The following is a 19,146-nucleotide window of genomic DNA, read 5'->3' as shown; positions in this document are numbered from 1 at the left end:
TATAATAACCAATAACTGAAGACGTCGATTTACCGGAGGAGCCTGTCACTGACAGGCTCCTTTTTGCTGTTTTCTTCTAGTAAAATTTTACAGTTCATCAAGGGACAGAGGAGGAAGATATGGAACAACAAGCGATTTGGGCAATTATAATCTTCTTAATGGCGTACGCACTTATTATTTCAGAGAAAATTCATCGCACGATTACAGCCATGTTAGGTGGGATCGCGGTAGTCCTGTTTGGTATTGTCAATCAATCTACCGCGCTGCATCATATTGACTTCAACACACTGGGGCTGCTGGTCGGCATGATGATCATTGTGTCGGTAACGGCTGAAACCGGGGTATTTACGTTCTTAGCGGTGAGGGCAGCTCAATTTGCGAAAGGGGAACCGGTGCGCATTCTGATCTACCTATCCCTTATTACGGCGGTCGGATCGGCGTTTCTGGATAATGTGACCACCATTCTATTGATGGTGCCGGTCACATTTAGCATCACAAAGCAGCTGCGAGTTGCGCCTATGCCGTTTATAGTGACGCAGATCATTTCCTCGAATGTAGGCGGGACAGCGACGTTAATTGGCGACCCGCCGAACATTATGATCGGGAGCGCTGTGAAAGAGCTGACGTTTATCGCCTTTATCGAGAACCTGGCTCCGATTGCTGCACTTGTTATGGCCCTTTATGTGCCGCTATTTATTGTCTTGTACCGCAAGCAGCTGCAGACGACGGACGAACGCAAACAGCGATTGATGACGCTTGAAGCAGCGAGCTTCATCGCGAATCGCAAGCTGTTGCTGCAAAGCTTAAGCGTCCTTGCTGCTACGATTGTTTTCTTCTTCCTGCATCAGGTGCTGCATCTGGAGTCGGCGACTGTTGCCCTCGCCGGAGCGTTTGTACTGCTGCTTCTAACAGGCGAGCATCGCATGGAGGAGGCGATCCGCAAAGTGGAATGGACCACGATTTTCTTCTTTGTCGGTCTCTTCGTGCTCGTATCAGGTTTGGTCGAGACCGGAGTCATTGCTGAGCTTGCAGCGAAGGCGATTGCGTTAACGGACGGCAATGTCGCAGCTAGCGCTATGCTTATTTTGTGGCTAAGCGCGATTGCCTCTGCTTTCTTGGACAACATTCCGTTCGTGGCTACGATGATTCCGATGATTCAAGAAATGGGGGCAATGGGGGTAGACAATTTGGAGCCCCTATGGTGGAGTCTCGCGCTGGGCGCATGCCTGGGGGGAAATGGAACCTTAATTGGCGCGAGTGCCAATCTAATCGCAGCAGGCCTGTCTGCCAAGGAAGGCCATCCTATTCGATTTCTCGCCTATTTCAAAGTTGCGTTCCCCCTAATGCTCTTATCAATCGTCTTATCCAGTGCGTACATCTACGTTAGATATTTGCTTTAGCCGAGCTTACAACGAGGAAGCAATCTTATTCCGTTATCAATAGGACTAAGGTTGCTTCTTTTTCTATGAAAATTTACGACAAATCGCCGAGAAAGCGTCGTTAAAAGGAGACTAGCATTTGTGGCAGCGCTTCATCCAGACGTTCAAGCAAATTCGGAGGGAGAGAATGCAAATTCTTTTCGACACCGTACATGCCTGGAGGGTTTTCATAGAAAATGACCATTTTTTTCAGGGTAAAATAGAAACAACAATTTTTATGGACGTTCTGTGAAAAAATGGAGAGAAAAGAATAAATAATTCAATCGTACATAGATTATTTTATCCATAACAAGAATGGCAATGAGAGCTGTTCGACATCCATGCGAAGCGGCACTGTCGAATCGTAGGGCACGAATATGCTGGAAGTAGGATTCAAAGTTTATGCCGTGAAGGTATACTGAATAACGAATTGAGGGCAATTCTCAAACCTAGCAACTAACCAATTAGTCCTAGTTTAATTATTTAAAGCCGGATATTAATGCAATTTTCTATTTTGAAATATTTGGGAAATTGTATATGTAAATAAGGATATATTAAGGAGAAGATGTTGTTGATGAGCAAAAAAAGAATGGTGGCTATGCTTCTTGCTGGAGGCGAAGGAAAACGATTAGGTGTACTTACACAGGAGTTGGCAAAGCCTGCAGTTCATTTCGGAGGGAAGTATAGAATCATTGACTTCACGTTAAGCAACTGTGTACATTCGGGCATTGATACGGTTGGTGTGCTGACGCAATATCAGCCTCTGGTACTGAATAGTTATTTGGGCAACGGGAGCCCTTGGGGGCTTGATAGACGTGATGGCGGCATGTCTATTCTTCCTCCTTATATGAAACAAAAAGGCGGTAAATGGTATAAAGGCACCGCGAATGCGATCTATCAAAACATCGGTTTTATCGAGCAGTTCGAGCCCGAATATGTGCTTGTCATCTCCGGCGATCATATCTATAAAATGGATTACAATCGGATGCTTGAGCAGCATGAGGCGCGCGGTGCAGACGTGACCATCGCTTGTCTCCAAGTAGACTTGAAAGAAGCAAGTCGTTTTGGCATTATGCATGTCAATGATTCAGGGGAAATTACTTCCTTCGTTGAGAAGCCCAAAGTACCGACGAGTAACCTTGCATCGATGGGCGTTTATATATTCTCGTGGTCGGCACTGAAGCAGTATTTGATTCGTGATGAAGCTAACGAACTTTCGGGTAATGATTTTGGTAAAGACGTTATTCCGGCCATGCTCGATGATGGGATGAAGCTGGATGCCTATACATTCGACGGGTATTGGAAGGATGTCGGCACACTCGAGAGCTTATGGGAAGCGAATATGGATTTGCTAGCGAAGACGCCTTCACTTAATCTGAACGATTATCATTGGCCGATTTATTCGGTTCAACCGAATCGACCGGCACATTTTGCCGGTGCTGGGGCAAGGATATCGAATTCGCTGGTTACGGAAGGCTGCATTGTGGAAGGGACCGTAGTTGGTTCCGTACTCTTCTGTGACGTTCAAGTTGGACCTGACAGTCGAATACAGGATTCGGTCATCATGCCTGGTGTGAGAATTGGCAAGGGAGTAAGCATCTACAAGGCAATCATCGCAGAGGGAACTATTATCCCGGATGGTGCAACGATTGGCAGCCCGGAATTCAGTGAGGTTACGGTAGTGAATCATCATTCCATAACGGAGGTAGAGCAGCTGTGCAAGCAAATATTCTCGGCATAATTAATCTCATCGATGCCCCTGATGAAATGGGGTCTCTTACGGCGAGTCGTTGCTTAGCGTCTGTTCCTTTCGGCGGCCAATATCGGCTGATCGATTTTGCATTATCGAGTATGGCAAACTCCGGCATTACGAAGGTTGGCATATTCGCACATACGAAATATCGCTCCTTGATGGATCATCTTGACTCGGGTAAACACTGGGATCTGCAGCAGCGGGAGAACGGGTTATCCATTATTCCGCCATTCATTATGGATCATGCTCATGAAGCGAAACGAGGCGACCTGTATCACTTTTATCAAAATCGAGATTACTTCATGCATAATTCCTGCGAGTATGTGGTGATTACACGCGGTTATATGATTTGTAACGTGGACTTTAAGCCCACATTCGCTGCACATCAGGCAAGCGGGGCAGATATTACGATTATATGTAAGCAATCGAGTGACCTGCTCGGCGGTAAGGCACGTAAGGTTATGACGGATACAGTCGGCCGCGTCACCTCTATCGAGAAGATGGCCGATGAGGCGGACAATGGTCTGATCTCCATGGAAATGTATATCATGCGCAAGGAGCTGCTGCTTGATTTGGTCGATACCTCTTTGGCGCAAGGGCAGGATCATCTCGTGGAGGATGCCATCATGGGCGGGGTCGATCACCTGCATATTCAGAGCTACGTGCATGAAGGTTGTGTAGGTGTGGTCAATACGCTAGCCAGTTATTATGAGAACAGTATGCAGCTGCTGCGTTACAGTATTCGTGTAGGATTGTTTGCCCAGCAGGGGAACATCTTAACGAAGCTTAATGACGAGCCGCCTGCACGGTATATCGAAGGCTCAAGGGCAAGCAATTCCATTATCGCTAACGGCTGCATTATTGAAGGAACCGTGGTGAACAGTATCTTGTTTGAAGGGGTTCATGTGCGTAAAGGCGCGGTCGTCCAGGGCAGCATAGTGATGTCTAACAGCATCGTTGACGAGGGAGAATTCGTGGATCATGTGATTCTGGATAAAGACGTACGTATGAAGTCAGCACAGCGGTATGCTTAAAGGGCTGGGGCAATATATAAAAAGGGCAGTGAGGAAAGGTCGTTATCATGACCTTCTCTCACTGCCCTTTTCTTGAAAGCTAAGCAGGAGCTTCTAGTTATTTGCTGGCAACCGCGACATCTTGAACGGCTTTATAGATCGTATCGAACAGTTCTTCTAGATTCTCTTCTTCAATACAGGAGAACGCTACACGAAGGTCAGTTTCACCAAGAGCGATCGTACCGATTTCGTAAGCGTCGAGCAGACGCTTGCGGACAGTTTCGGCTTCTACGTTATTCAGCTTCAGACACATGAAGTAGCCGGAATTGAACGGATAGTAGGACCATACATCGCTATAGCGGCCGCTGTCGAGCAGCTCCTTCACGCGGTTGGCGCGACCTTTCATAATGGCGTACTTCTCTTCCTTCTGTGGTTCGAAGTCCTTCGATTGCAAGGCATGAAGCACGAAGGTTTGGGATGGATGCGGACCGCTCGAGATTGTCGCGCGGATGATGCCGAGCGTTTTCTGCTCAAGCGCAGCCAATACGGCGTCGGAAGCACCTGCATAAGTGATGAAGCCTACACGGAAGCCCCATACATATTCTTCTTTCGTAGCCCCGTCGACCTTGATTGGCAGCACGCGAGGGTGAAGATCAGATAATTGACCGAACAGCGATTCGTGCATGGAGCCTTCGAAGAACAGACCGAAGTACGCATCGTCGGTAACGACTACAACGTTGATGCCGGCTTCTGCCGCATCGTGGATCGCAGCAACGATTTCAGCGCCTTCTTGCGCGCCTGGCGTGTAACCAGTCGGATTGTTCGGGAAGTTGAGAACGACGATCGCTTTGCCTTTACTTTTCTGAGCAAGCATAGCTTCGCGAAGTCCGTCACTGTTGAAGCGGTTCTCGTTGTTGTAAAGCGGATATTGGACGATCTCGGCACCGCGGCGTATGCCGAAGGTCAGCTCGTAATTTTCCCAGTTCTTGTTCGGTATAATGACGGCATCCCCTGCATCTGCGAAGAGATCGGCTACAATGCTGAGGCCATGCGTCAAAGCGTTCGTAACGACAGGATTGCCGTAGTTTTTATTGGCTAGCGAAGGGTTCTCCTTCAGCATCTTGCTGCGCCATGCAGCGCGCAGCTCCGGCTTACCGGCCGGTGGTGCATATTCATAGAGATCCTTCGGATTATAGGCGGATAGCGTGTCTTGAATAACCTTTAAATGCATGGGCTGGCCGTTCTCAATGGCGATACCAATCGTTGCATTGTATTTCTTCGCCTTCGCTTTCGCTTCGGCAGACTGGCTCAAAATGCCTTCCTTCGGGAAATAAATAGCTTTACCGAGTGTTGACAACATGGCGAATACATGACCATTCTCTCGCTCAATCGTCGCGTTCAATGCTTGCGCAAGTGAGTTCATCGACTTCATTCATCCTTCCGGCGTTTCATTCTCATTTGGTTTCCATTGGAAACCGTTTAGGAGATATTATATCACTGTTTGGGAGTGGAAGGCCATGTTACAACCACATTTTTGTAACAAATATTTAGAGCGGACTGTCCGTCTTGCGAGGTGTCCATATTGGCAAAGGAATCGCAGTATTGTATGATGACAACGACATTGTTTTTGCAAACGGAGGAAGCTGAGATGCTGCACTGTGCGCCGACATCTTTTCAATTAAAACCCGCATTAGCCAAAATCGTCTGCGAGCCGGGGTGGAAGTGGCAAAAGCGCGAGAAACCGCTGGCGAATTACGATTTGTTCTACGTATGGAGCGGGAGCGGAGAAGTCAAATTAAATGGCGTCCCATTCCCCGTCAGTAAAGGGAGCTGCTTTCTATTTAAGCCAGGGGACTTTACGAGTGCGACGCATAACCCGCAAAAGCCGCTCGTGCTGACTTATATCCATTTTGACGTCTCAGAGACTGTCAGCATCGTGCCGCAATCTTATCGGGTCCTCCAGGAGACGGTAGATTTCGAGCATCTGCTGTCCCGTTACGTTCGGCTGTTTCTCGTGAAAACATTCGCTGCGGAGGAAGAGGCGCAGCTAATCTTAAAGCAGCTTATGATTTACTTGCTGCGCGAGGATCTGGAAGGTCCTGTTGAACGGAAGGTCAGCAACCAATTGACTGAAGCCATTCATGAGGTGGCCAACTATATTCGGCAAAACCCCGGGATTGCGCATCGGGTGGAAGATTTGGCGCAGCGGGCGCAGCTGTCGCCTAGATATTTTTCAATTAAATTCAAGGAACTAATCGGTTCATCGGTACAGAATTACATGATCCGTACGCGAATCGACCGTGCGCAGCATTTGCTTATGCATGCGGGCATGAATGTGACGGAAGTCGCCGATGCGCTCGGGTACCGCGATATCTTTTTCTTCAGCAGGCAGTTCAAGCAGTATACAGGGAAGAGCCCATCGGAAATCCGATAGGCTCTTTTTTTCTATTAAGATGCAAAAGCGATTTCAGTCGCCAATGGCTTTCGCATGCGGGCAGTAGCGTTGCATCAGGGCAATCGTCTCCGCATCCATCGGAAGATCGCGCTTAGCCAGCTGGTCGGTAATCGTTGTTCTCTCAGTTGTCTTCAGGTTCTGACCGAATTTGAACTTCCCTGTCACGCGGTCAGCATTGATCCTTACAACAGCAACGCCTTTCAGACGCGGGATGTAGTCGGGGTCGCTTGCATCGATTGTTTTGTAGCCGCCCTCCGGCTGGAGTTTGCGCATTAACGCTTCGAGCGCTGCTGCTTTCTCATTCGGATCATCGACAACGGTTGCGCAGCCATCCACGCGGACTGATTTGAAGTAGGCCGTTGCCGGACAAGCCATCAGCGGATCGGAGAAATACGAAGGTATAATCGCATACTCCTTTGCAACCATGAAGCTGACACGTTCGTTGGCCTTTAAGTCCGTCATCTTCTCTCCGATTCTGCTTCCGTGAAAATAAATGCTCCCGTTGACATAGACAAAATTCAGCGGAGTCATGTTTGGCTCCCCGCTAGCGGAGACGGTTCCCAGAAACCCGAAGCTCATCTCCTGGAGAAAGCTTTCGATTTCCTCGTGGTTCTCTTCTTCGTTCATCGCAAATTCTTTCCTGCGCATCGTTAATCGGCCTCCCTATTCGTTCTTGAAATTGCCCGCGCGTCGGACTTAATAGGTAAGAGCATACTGCGATTATTGACAATTAAAAAGATCCAATTTAGTCTAAATTTAATAGACCAATTAACGGAAGCGGATATAGATGGGGGCAAGTACTCTTTATGGATATGGATTTTCGCATTCCTTTTGAACGGTACTACGAGGAACTTGGACGCAAGACAGAGGCGTTGTTTCATGCACTGCGGGAAGGGATCGTGGGCGGAACGCTGGCGGGAGGGACGCGGCTTCCTTCAAGTCGGAAGCTTGCCGAACTGTACGGCGTGTCGCGAGGCTCCGTGAACCAAGCCTATGACATGCTGATTGCGGAAGGGTATGCGTGGGCTGAAGGCGGGAGTGGCACTTTCGTCTCGACTTCTTCTGGTGTGGAGCAGGATAAAGAGGCGGGGAAAGGGGCAAGTGCGCGTATTACTTTGTCTGCTTGGGCTGAGCAGCTTACTACATCTAGGAAGCTGTTTGCGACCGTTGAGAATCACCCCGTAATGGCAGGTGGCGCTAGGGAAATCAGCTTTCGGCTGGGGCAGGTAGATTCGTCGCAATTTCCGGTGGAAGACTGGAAAGCAGCGCTGCACGCCGAGGTTCGCGAGATGATGGGGGCTTTCCCCGCTATCAGCAGTGAGGTAGAAGGTTACCTTCCGCTGCGGGAAGCCATTGCGAAGGACCTGCGCCGCGAGCGAGGGATACGCGCAGATGCTTCGCATATATGGATTACGAACGGCTCCATGCATGCGATTGCGCTATTGTCCATGCTGCTCGTACGACCGGAGTTGCCCGTGGTGGTGGAAAATCCGAGCTTTACCGGCTTTCGCAGAGCTGTTGCTGCCGCTGGGGGCTCGATTCTTGCAGCTTCTGTTGACGATGATGGCATTGTGCCGCAAGACTGGCCATCCAAGCTGCTTCTCGTGACGCCGACACGTCAATATCCTACAGGCGCGGTATTGTCAGCGAAACGAAGGGCAGAGCTGCTCAAATGGGCGGGGAGGCAAGGCGCAGTTATTATTGAGGATGATTACGATAGTGAGCTGCGCTGGGGAGGCAGGCCGGTAGAGCCGCTGAAGGCACTTGATCGTGATGATCGAGTCGTCTATATGGGGACCTTCTCGAAGACGATGTTCGTGGATTTGCGCCTTGGTTATGTGGTGCTGCCTGCGTCCTTGGCAGAGCCGTTTCGCCTTGCGAAAGCGCTGCTGGAGCCGCATCCTTCCGCGCTTGTGGAGCAGCGCGCGCTTGCCCATTTTATCATGAGCGGCTGTTATTCCCGTCACTTACGGCGGATGAAGCGGGTCATCGGTCGACGGCTGCTTGCGTTCCGGGAACAATTCGAGCGGCGTCTGACGAGGTGGTTCAGGTTCGTGCCTGCGGATGCGGGACTTCATGTGTATGCCGAGTGGAAGGGCGATGAGGCCAACTATGTCCGTCTGCGGGATGCATGTGAAGCGGCTGGCGTTCATTGGTCTGTAGGTGATTCGTTATGGGAGGGCGAAATGCCATGCAATACGGCGCTGTTCGGCTTCTCGCATTTGCCGGAGGAACAGATTGCGGCAGGAGCAGAGCGGATTGAAGCGATGGCTATGTCCTTGTTCGGGGAGCAGTGAATATAAAAAGCGCCAGGACCTGGTCCTGGCGCTTTGTTTGTTAAGTGGCAAGTGTGCCGAGCTTCTCGCCCATGCGTACTTTAAGTCCTGTCTTCAGATCCGAACGCGGAGAGAAGCTGTCATCCTCGGTTAAGAGTACGACGGTGGAACCGAACTCGAAGTAGGCGAGATCGGCGCCTTTGTCCATTCTATCCTGCAGGGGCAGCACATATTTGATGCTGCTGACGTTCATTGCGCCAACCTTGACGATCGCGGTCTCTGCGCTGGCATGACGCATATAGGTGATAAGCCTTTCATTGCGGCTCAGCACGCGGCGCATATGCCGGAGGCCGAAATCATTGACGGGATATACTTTGCCGAGCACATGCTCGCGTTCCACAATGGTGCCAGCAATTGGCGTATGTATGCGGTGATAATCGGTTGGGCTGAGGTACAGCACCATATAGTAGCCATTCTTGTAATTCTCCATACGAGGAGAGCGGTTGAGAAGCTCTTCGATGGTGTAATCCTGGCCTTTGACATTCAGAATCGTGCCTTGCTCTATCGGACCGCAGCCTGTAACAAGAGCATCAACCGGGCTGACGAGCGCGGAAGGGTCTGTATCAATCAAGCGTGCGCCGGGCTTCAAGCGCCTAGTGAAAAACTCATTCAACGTCGTATAGTCATGCAGCTGTTTCTCGGCTTCCTCTATAGCGATCCCATACATACGGGCGAATCTTGGAATAAAGCGCCGGCTAGCAGGCGACTGGGCAAATCGACCGGTTATTCGCGAAATCCATTTGCGCGAGCTAAGCTCAGTCATGGATCGGAGCAGCCATTTGGTCATGCCGGTAGTTCACGTCCTCTCTGGATTAAACGGGGGTTTATCGTGGTGGTCTCCGACTAGTTTGACATATCGCGACTCATTTATCAATAGAGTTCACTGGAAGCACGTTTAGGGACGGATAATGTATGCAAATACTGTCATATGAGGTGGTTCAATTGACAGGGTTAGTACTCATTGGGGCGATTGTAGGCGGATTTATGCTAGCTGTGCTTCGGATCAAGTACGATGGTATTCGCAAAATCATTGATGGGCTGGCGGTTCTCGCCTATCTCGGATTCTTCAGTATTGCGGCGAACAGCGTGGCGAGAACGCTGCTTGACGATACCGTATTTATGACACAGGTGCACGAGGTGCTGCTGAGTCCTGTTTTTCTCGTTAGCGGTGCTTATTTGGGACCATATGGCTTATGTATGCTTCTACAGCAGGTATGGAGCAGGCGCCATTAAGTTGGATGCAGCGGAATCGATGTAATGGGGCCTCTGTCGGAGTCAGCGAGCGAACCTTGTACGTATGATAGGAGAAGCAAGCTGTTGAAAGAGAGGCGGGCTTCGTTCATGTCCAGAGCTAGAGCCAAAATCGCATTTGTGACACCGGGTACGTATGTGCTGCCTTCTCAGAGCAGCAGCTCCGTGGAGCGTGTAGTAGAGAAGCTTGTGCCGCTGCTTGTTCCTCGTGTGGAAGCTTATATCTATGGCAGATCAAGCCGGTCGCTTGAGAATAGGACGATGCTTGGCGGTGCGTCTGTGGTTCGATACCCGGCTCACAATAAACGTCTGTATTTAAAAAGAGTCGGGCAATCCATCTTGACCCACCAGCCGGATTTGCTGCAAATCGAGAATAGGCCTCATTATGCCTTGAAACTAAGGAAACTACGGCCTAAGAGCAAAATTTGGCTGAATCTGCATTCCTCGACTTTTATCCGCAAACAGGCCATTAGCAGTGCGCTCCTGACTCGGAGTTTTCGAGCTGCTGATCGGATCATCGTGAACAGTGAGTACTTGAAAGAGGACGTTGCTGCCCGTGTGCCGGAGTGCGCAGATAAGCTGCATGTCGTATATCCCGGCGTCGACACGGAGCGGTTTCAGTCGCAGTATTCGATGTCCGGTGCTTATCGAAGGGCTCAGCTGCGGAATGAACGCGGCTGGACGGGCAGAAGTGTGATCTTGTTTATGGGCAGGCTTCTTGCCATCAAAGGGGTTCACCATCTGCTGATGCTCATGCCGAAGCTTGTTCAGCAGCATCCCAATGCACTTCTGGTTATTGTAGGCGGCGCGTTCTACGGATCCAAGCGAACGACTGCTTATGTGCGGCAGCTTCGGCAGCTTGGCCGGAAGCTGAAAGGCCATGTGCAATTCGTGCCTTATGCACCTTATTCCGAGGTGCCGAACTGGTTCCTAGCAGCCGATGTCGCTGTGGTGCCATCCGGGAAGCGGGAGGCGTTCGGTCTTGTGAATGTGGAGGCGATGTCCTGCGGATTACCTGTCGTCGCGACACGGGCCGGCGGAATGAAGGAAATCATCGAGGACGGCGAAACCGGTTATTTGGTCAATCCGGACGATGTGGTGGTTGAGATGCGGGAACGTTTGCTGGAGCTTCTGCGGGATGATCAGCTGCGTATGCGGATGGGGCGGAAGAGCCGGGAGCGGGTGGAGCAGTATTTTACATGGCAGCACTCGGCGGAGCGATGGTTGGAGCTGTTTCGAGATGCTCAGATGGAAACTGATGCAGAGGTAAGTGCGGAGAGAGATTAGAGTGGAAGATAAGAACGTTGAAAGATTCGTGCACAAGATAATAAATGTAAAATTAAGGTTGAAAATTGTCGGACTCCCCAGTATTATAGGTAGTACGAAATGATTCACGAAGTTACGACTTAATCGATAGAATAATGTATGAGATTATGGGACGACTTGCAGGAAGCACCTGCTTGCGGCTGATTATTCAGCTTGCGAGTAGGTGCTTTTTTTGTGCGGATTAGTTGGTTAATATGGAAGAAAATGATAAATTTCGCTCGTAGAAATACAGTGAAAAGTGGTAGAATATGTTAGTTCCTATAAATAGCAGCCTAGTAGTCAAATACAACTTAGAGGAGTGTTTGGAATGAAGATGTTTTATTCACTGGTGGTTCTAATTATGTTGATGGTGATCTCTTTAGGTGTGATGGGGATTGTCCAGGCTAGTAATGAAAGTGCTGGCGCGAATGTACCGGGAGGTTCAAGACTGGGAGTTAAAGTTGGGGAAGAGTAGTGGAGTTTGGATTAGCTGAAATGTACCAATAAACTACAACTTTGGAGGTTTACGAAATGAAGAACCTATTAAAGAAAATTAGCCTTGCTTGTCTATCTGTCGGTCTTCTCTTCTCATCCCAACTTTCTCTTACAACGGCTAGTGCCTCGGGTACCGCTTATGAATATGTTGTCGAGTCGGCTCTTCCCATTCAGATCCTTTACAATGCTCGCAAACTCGATCTCGCTAATACGAAACCAGAAATCAAGGATAATACGGTATTTGTTCCGCTGCGCGTTGTATCAGATGGATTGTCTGCAACGATTAATCTATCCGGGAAGGATGTCACGATCGCACGAAAAGGAGCCGTTATTAAGCTGCGAATTGGATCTGCTAGCGTAACGGTGAATGGCAAACAAATGACTAATGTTAAACCATCGTACGTGGCAAATGGAAGAACCTATGTACCTATCAGAGTTGTTTCCGAGGGTTTTGGAGAATTGGTTGATTGGGATGGGTTTGATCAGATGGTGTGGATCGGGAACAAGAAGATTCCGAAGATCGAGGATGTTATCGAAGCGGAAAAATCAGAGGATTACAAGGACTACTTTATTGGAGCGGAGTATAAAATCAAAGACTACACAGAAAAATACGTCCCGCTAAGAATCATCACTGTAGATGATTTTCCATTAAATATCGAAGGAGCAATATACTATCGAGCAGACCTCTCTAAAACGAATATCCAATCCAAAAAGTATTTCAGATTTTCTAGTACTTACTCTGTATCATTTGGAAAGAGGTTCCTCTTCTTAAAGAAAGGTGTCAAGCCAGTAACTATTTCGGAGTCCAAATTCCTGAGAGAAAAATCCGCCAACAAAATTAACGGCCTAAACTTCCTTTATAGCGAACCAAGAATAGAAAACGATCTTAGTTCTGTAGAATATATATGTATTCCAGAAGACTATATGACTATCCTTATACAAAACCCTTGGAGGAAATAATTCAGCATGAATAGCAGAATAATTCGAACTATTTCATACGCCTTATTATGTTCACTACTAGTCGGCCTTATATTCCCTTTAATACCTAGAGATGCTAATGCCGCTGTTGCGGACGGTAGTGCCAGTATACAGCCGACATATGATGCAGCTAAGAAGAAATGGTACGGAGTTGCAATGATGTATTATGATATATGGACAGACAACGCTGGGAATTGGACAACGGAATCACCCGGAGCTAGCCCGAACATGGATTGGGATTATTCATTTACATTTAAAGACCGATCTATACGAGATGTGAAGGTATATAAATTCAATCCAGCTACGGATATGCAATATTATGATAAATCAAGGGTAGATCCTCTCGAATCATACAATGACAAGGAGATATATATTAGCAAAAACATATCAACCGTTAATAGATCCACTCCATCAGGAACAGGAACAAGCACTGTTTCATTTAAACTATCTATTAAAGGAATACTTGATTCAGATGAATTATACCTCATCAGAAATGAAACTGGCGCTTGCGGAAGTTGCGCCCCCCTCGTTGAAGGTAGACGTTATTACTTTCCGGTTCTACTTGAATTTGAACTCGATGGACAATATGAAGTACGTAGTTGGACCACTGATGGGCATCCACTAGATTCCATCATCCCGAAGAAAAGTGGGAAAATGGTTATCGGCTCTTCCTATCCTCCAGCTCCTTCTACTCATCCTGATTATGTCTACGCAGGGAAGTATAAAAAATCAACCGATTTTTCTGATCCCGCTGACGGCATATTTTATAGTGGTACGCCATCTATTACATATAATGGATTATTTGATACTTACAGAGTGAACTATTACTACGATCAGAAAGCGAAGTCCGATGGAGAAGTTATCATCAAACACTATTCTACTGACGGCCAAAACCTAGGCGCCGTTTTCAATGATCATACAGATACTCTTACCAAGAATAAGAATTACGAACCCGAGCATCCAACAGAAACTGGATTTAATTATGTGGGCTATAAGAAAAAGACCGGATCAACACCCGGTACAGCTCCTCCCTTTACAAGTGGAGACTATTCAATTAAACCGTACCTTGGTGATGGTGATACCATTTATCTCAATTACTTCTACGATGTTGTAAGTGCCGGTAAGATCCACGTTCGACACATGGTTCGTAACAGTTCGTCTGAACCCTACGTGCAGCAGAGCGACGAACTGATTCCTATTCCGGCTTTACCGCACTCTCAAGTGGTCTCAGCCAATTCTGCTCAATACGGAATCCTTCAAGGTAAGAATCTCTCCTATGTCGCATATTCGAGTACTGTAACGCCTGGATCAAGTGCCAGTGTGAATTTAACCACTGCATTGCCAGAAGCGTATGTAACTTTCTTCTATGAAAAACCGAAGGATAGCGGCCCTAATGATCCGCCAACTTTTCAAATCGGATTTGTTTATCCGTACGCCCCGACCAAACCACTGACTCAAGTTTTAGAGGGAACGGTGCTCGATCTCATTTATATTGATGATCCATCCATACCTACCCCATTTGATCCAGATGGTGACCTTATGACGTTCTTGGGCTTTGATTATGCGGCAGGAGATGCATTCGTGCAGTCGATTCCTTCGAAGAGCATTGAGTATAATGACGGTCAGCACAGTTTGACGATGGACGCGCGTGGCTCGCACCGTGTATGCGCTCAGATGCGAGATGCGCAAGGCGCCGCGGTGACAGCGTGTACAACAATACAAGTCGTGCCGCCAAATCCAGTACCGATCATCGACGGACCTTTCGAGGTTGTCGAGGGACGGCCGCTGCCGAGTGCATTTGGTTCCTCACATAGTTATAGTCCCGTCGCTGGCCGTTCGATCGACCACTCAAGAGATGAATGGACGAATAAAAAGATACTCTATAATACGCCCGGCACTGAAGTCATTACCCTTAACGTGTACGATGCGATTGGACTAAAATCCCTTACGGCTGCTCAACATACGTTGACAGTAAAGCCTGACTTGCCTCCAGATGTGACGATCACCGGCCCTGTGAAGCTGCTTCGAAACGTCACTGGCAATTATGCTATTGATATCTTCAGTATCGACGGCGATACGATCGTGTCCAAACAAATTAAAGAGCGCTACGATAAAGACAATGATGGTAATTTTGTTGAAGAAACCCCTCTAGCAATAAACTTGGGAACTGGGAAGATAGATCTTAAGTATTTAACAGTTGGAAAACGTCAAATTGAAGCTTGCGGAACAGAGGACTGGGGAAAAAGCGCATGTGAATCCATCATCATTGATGTTATTAATGATGCACCTTTTGTATCTTTCGAGATGAAGGGAGAAAATTCTTCCCCGCCTATGTACGGGTTGACGTACAAAATGAGGCCAAGCGATCTAGTATCTTCAACGTGGAAGAACACAAATCCAGTGAAGCGCTGGATCTGGGATAGTGAAGAGAACTCACTGTCTAGTGTTGTTTCATATGGGGTTAACCTTTGGAAAGGGCCAGCAAAATCTGGCATAACGGTTAGTCTAATGACCGATCAAAGTGATAGCACAGTCTTATTTGATGATTACAAGATGGTTGTAGTTAAAAACAGCTGGAATTGGGGTCAAGATGTTCAGATATATAAGGGTTCAACTCTTCTAAGGACCTATGAACGACTATATGTAGCTGCTATCGATCAAAGTTCAGAATTAGTCTATATTATGGATGATGAGTATGATTACCTTTATACATTTACACAATTAGCTCTAGGACAGGAGTCAGAAATCAAGAAGAGTAACCCTCCTGGTGTTGGCTGGGCTGCTGTGGGGAAAGATTATTTCATTGTTGGAACCCATTATTTGTTAGCTCGTAAACCTGTTAAATTTAACCTTGATTACAAAAAAATATATACGACTAGAAATTTCCCTGATGCGGGATATAACAATCAAGATGCTTCTGAAAATTTCCCTTTTTCGTCTTCCTATCAATCAACATCTACAACGAACTTTACGCAAGATATTCCAACTGGGGTGTTTTCTGTCCCTTCGGGAAAATCGCATGATTACGTTCCAATAATTGAATTGGGATATGACGCAAATGGAAATGTTTACTACGAGTCTTTCGAAAAGTGGTCGAAATATCCTTCTTCAGATACCACGAGTAGTGTAACCTACTATGAGCTTGGACTAACGAAACTTGATGGAAAGACAGGTAATGTCATCTATACCATTAAGGATCGTTCTATGACTGATTCTCAGTTCGGCGGGCATTCCCGTTCATATGGTTATAGTACTGGAGGGGAGCTAGCGAATAGTTCAGATGGCAGCAAGATTGGCTATATCGTCCGCTATAACGGAACGCATAATTTAGTAACTAGAAAGGCAAGCGATGGCAGCCTGCTTCTTTCTAAAGCTTTAACTGCATCCGACTACGTTATCGGATCATACAAAGACTATATAATCGTGCAAAATTCAGGCAATATTCGCGCTTATAAATTCAGCGACCTTTCACTTGCATGGACAGCAACAACACCGGCAAGTTTGTACCATTTAATATTTACCCCCAATGGGTATTTGTATGGTACTTACGATAACCAGGTGTATCAAATTGATTTTGAATCTGGTCAGTTAACGTTGCTTGCCACTATGGGAGCGTATATCTATTCTTTAACAACACTAAAGGATGGACAACTAGACGTTGAAGCAGGGTTGAGAAGTCATTACCTACTCTCATCCCCAACAATACTAGATAGACACTATGACTCATACGGCCAGTTCTATAGTGATACGCTGCCAAAACAGGATGATTTTTCATTAGGATTTAAGATGAAATACAATTTCAAATTTCAAGACACCGATCTATCATCTGGTATGTCATTCAGGATGGTAGATAAAGATAATATGTATCGGGTTGAAGCTTCTAATGATACCGTGCGTTTGGTGAAAATCGAAGATGGAACAAGAACCGTTTTATCGCAAGCTGCCTTCATCATGCGATCGGGGACATACAGTTCATTTACAATTAAAGCATTAGCCGATAACATAAAAGTTTATGTGAACGGCACTCCACTAATCGATGTAGAAGATAGCACTTTTACTGAGGGTATGTTTGGTCCATATGGTAACACTGAATTAACAGAATTTAAGGACATGGAGCTTACGGAAATCACCATTAACAAGTCATTGATGCTCAATACGGCCTTGGTAGGAGATAACGTATTCTACTCCCTGACCAATTTCGATACGGAGAATGACCCATTAATCGATGATAAAACGAAGTGGACGTATAACAAAGTAGCTGAGAAGTTCTTAGATGCAGGTGACGGTAAGTCAGGCCTTTCGAACTTGTCAGGAAGTACGTATACTACACCTCAATCACCGTTCGATAAAGTTGGTCTTTATGATGTGAGCTATACAACGCTTGATGATCCGAATACTGCTTATTTATTTCCGAATCTGACATTTGACGATTATCGTGAGGAATCAAACACGTACAGCACCCAAGTCGTTGTCCATCGCAGACCAATAGCAAACTTTGCACTATCCATCAATTCAGATGGGACAATAAAGTGGACGGATGCCAGCCGCGATCCAGATCGATATTTAAGCGCAACAACCTACTCTACAGAGGATACAGGTATTGACTATAAAGTGACCAAAGGTGTCTTGGAAAAGAGTTTTTACTACATAACGCCAAGTGGAACGATGGTCAACCAGAAACTCGTTGCACCACAGGAGCTGGGGAAATATGAAGTAGGTATGAGCGTGAGGGACGAGTATCAAGCGTGGAGTACCTATTACGTGGTCACGATCACGATTACAAAACTCGCAGGAGCAAATGACCCGCCGATACCTGGCTTCACCACTACACCAGTAACTACCTATCGCGGTGTTCCTATCACAATTAACTCCACAGCAAGCGACAAAGAAGATGGCGCCCGTGAGAATCTTCCTCATCAGTATTACATCCTAAGTCAAAGCATGGGAGTTGAAAGCTTCCAGAGTACGGTTAGGACGACATGGGCCAAAACATTTAACACCATGGGCACATTTAATATCCGGCAGGTGGTCACAGATTCTCTCGGACAAGAGGCTCAAATAAGTAAAACAGTTCAAGTTATGAATCGGATGCCGGTTGCGAATATGTACATTCCTAGCAGTTCGGATCAAACCAATCCTACTAAGCTAACCGTTCTTCGTCCAACCTTGAAGTGGAATTATGGCGATCCGGATGACGACCCGCAAACCAAGTATCAGCTCAAAATATATCGTTACGGCGGCCTATTAGAGAAAGATTCCGGTGTTCAGAGCGGTGCGCTCCTATACTGGACTCCAGATACAGATTTACCGGAGAAGGTGAACATGTATGTGGTTGTCCGCGTATTCGACGGGTATGACTGGAGCGTATATAGTGCGCCTAAGTATTTTTATATCGAGACCAACCAGCCGCCTTCAGCAGATTTTGACTGGTTGCCCAAACCTGTCTATGAAGGCGACACGATTTCCCTGTCTCATGCGATCACAGATCCGGATCATGATCATGTAGATCTGCAGTATTCCATAACGGATCCTGCCGGAAGAAGTCAGGTGCACAATTTCTCAAGCGATTACCCTTACTCTACTGTAGGTCCGAGCCTTCAGGACGCATTGGCTGGAAACTATATTGTTGAACTTACGGGATCAGATGGAAAAGTGGCTTCGGCTGCCGTCCGTAAAACCATCACCGTGCTGCCGCTGTCGATTAGCGCGCAAGTGAAACATACAGAGCTGTGGGAGGAGCGTCGCAAGGCGAGCAATCGCGAAGCCAGTGGCGATGAGAATAGTCCCCGTGCCTATTCGGTGTATTGGGGAGGGGAGAAATTCATTCTCTCAGCCGTAACAACCGAGACCGGAACCGCGACGCTTGCCGATCAAGTGAAGGTTATGATGAACGGAATCACGGTTGACCTTAGTTCGACTAACACAGCAAAGACATCGTGGACAGGTGACATGTGGGAGGAGAGCTTCGAGGATCTGGATGATGGGCCGCTGACGTTCATATTCAAAGCCTTCTACAATAATGGAACAGTCAAGACGACGAATGTGACGATAACGATCGCTGGCGATGTGCAGCAAACCATAGGTGTTCATCGCGTGCAATAAATGATTTTGGACGAAGCTGCTCCTTCCTGGAAGCAGCTTT

General features: G+C 47.3%; 13 protein-coding genes. 10 read left to right on the top strand and 3 right to left on the bottom strand.

The annotated features are described in order from the left end of the window. Positions 1–119: 119 nt before the first annotated feature. From AC506A_RS29130 to glgD, 3 genes are all read left to right on the top strand, one after another. Complete coding sequence (locus tag AC506A_RS29130) at positions 120–1,400, top strand: ArsB/NhaD family transporter (RefSeq protein ID WP_495464521.1); 1,281 nt, start codon at positions 120–122, stop codon at positions 1,398–1,400. A 592-nt stretch (positions 1,401–1,992) separates the two neighbouring features. Next, positions 1,993–3,159: a glucose-1-phosphate adenylyltransferase gene (locus AC506A_RS29125; protein WP_495464520.1), complete on the top strand. Its 1,167-nt coding sequence runs from the start codon at positions 1,993–1,995 to the stop codon at positions 3,157–3,159. Next, positions 3,135–4,205, top strand: a complete 1,071-nt coding sequence (glgD, locus tag AC506A_RS29120; RefSeq protein WP_495464519.1) for a glucose-1-phosphate adenylyltransferase subunit GlgD — start codon at positions 3,135–3,137, stop codon at positions 4,203–4,205. The genes AC506A_RS29125 and glgD overlap by 25 nt, the downstream gene beginning before the upstream one ends. 97 nt (positions 4,206–4,302) lie before the next feature. Here the strand turns inward: glgD and AC506A_RS29115 are convergent, their stop codons facing one another. Next, positions 4,303–5,607, bottom strand: coding sequence for an aminotransferase class I/II-fold pyridoxal phosphate-dependent enzyme (locus AC506A_RS29115; RefSeq protein ID WP_495464518.1), 1,305 nt, complete (start codon positions 5,605–5,607; stop codon positions 4,303–4,305). A gap of 225 nt (positions 5,608–5,832) precedes the next feature. Between AC506A_RS29115 and AC506A_RS29110 the strand changes: the two genes are divergently transcribed. Then, positions 5,833–6,618, top strand: a complete 786-nt coding sequence (locus tag AC506A_RS29110; RefSeq protein WP_495464560.1) for a helix-turn-helix domain-containing protein — start codon at positions 5,833–5,835, stop codon at positions 6,616–6,618. Between the two features lie 33 nt (positions 6,619–6,651). Here AC506A_RS29110 and AC506A_RS29105 read toward each other — a convergent pair whose 3' ends face one another. Further along, on the bottom strand, positions 6,652–7,287 hold the full coding sequence (locus AC506A_RS29105; RefSeq protein ID WP_495464517.1) for a pyridoxamine 5'-phosphate oxidase family protein: 636 nt from the start codon (positions 7,285–7,287) through the stop codon (positions 6,652–6,654). A 158-nt stretch (positions 7,288–7,445) separates the two neighbouring features. Between AC506A_RS29105 and pdxR the strand changes: the two genes are divergently transcribed. Next, entirely contained in the window at positions 7,446–8,936 is a 1,491-nt protein-coding gene (gene pdxR, locus AC506A_RS29100) for a MocR-like pyridoxine biosynthesis transcription factor PdxR (protein ID WP_495464516.1), read from the top strand. A gap of 40 nt (positions 8,937–8,976) precedes the next feature. On the opposite strand, the gene asd is transcribed toward pdxR, so the two are convergent. Continuing rightward, entirely contained in the window at positions 8,977–9,762 is a 786-nt protein-coding gene (gene asd / locus AC506A_RS29095) for an archaetidylserine decarboxylase (protein ID WP_495464515.1), read from the bottom strand. 155 nt (positions 9,763–9,917) lie between these two features. Between asd and AC506A_RS29090 the strand changes: the two genes are divergently transcribed. The 5 genes from AC506A_RS29090 (at position 9,918) to AC506A_RS29070 (ending at position 19,106) form a co-directional block, all read left to right on the top strand. Then, positions 9,918–10,208 (top strand): transposase, encoded by a 291-nt coding sequence (locus AC506A_RS29090; RefSeq protein ID WP_495464514.1) that lies wholly within the window; start codon positions 9,918–9,920, stop codon positions 10,206–10,208. A 108-nt stretch (positions 10,209–10,316) separates the two neighbouring features. After that, the gene (locus AC506A_RS29085) at positions 10,317–11,513 is read left to right on the top strand and encodes a glycosyltransferase family 4 protein (RefSeq protein ID WP_495464513.1); all 1,197 of its coding nucleotides are present in this window, start codon (positions 10,317–10,319) and stop codon (positions 11,511–11,513) included. A 346-nt stretch (positions 11,514–11,859) separates the two neighbouring features. After that, the gene (locus tag AC506A_RS29080; RefSeq protein WP_495464512.1) at positions 11,860–12,006 is read left to right on the top strand and encodes a hypothetical protein; all 147 of its coding nucleotides are present in this window, start codon (positions 11,860–11,862) and stop codon (positions 12,004–12,006) included. 56 nt (positions 12,007–12,062) lie between these two features. Further along, the gene (locus AC506A_RS29075; protein WP_495464511.1) at positions 12,063–12,986 is read left to right on the top strand and encodes a copper amine oxidase N-terminal domain-containing protein; all 924 of its coding nucleotides are present in this window, start codon (positions 12,063–12,065) and stop codon (positions 12,984–12,986) included. Between the two features lie 6 nt (positions 12,987–12,992). After that, on the top strand, positions 12,993–19,106 hold the full coding sequence (locus tag AC506A_RS29070) for a hypothetical protein (RefSeq protein ID WP_495464510.1): 6,114 nt from the start codon (positions 12,993–12,995) through the stop codon (positions 19,104–19,106). The last annotated feature ends 40 nt before the right edge of the window (positions 19,107–19,146 follow it).

Source organism: Paenibacillus sp. N22P23 (genome assembly GCF_059383735.1).
Note: the sequence above shows the minus strand (reverse complement) of the source record. Positions and strands in the feature narration are given on the sequence as shown.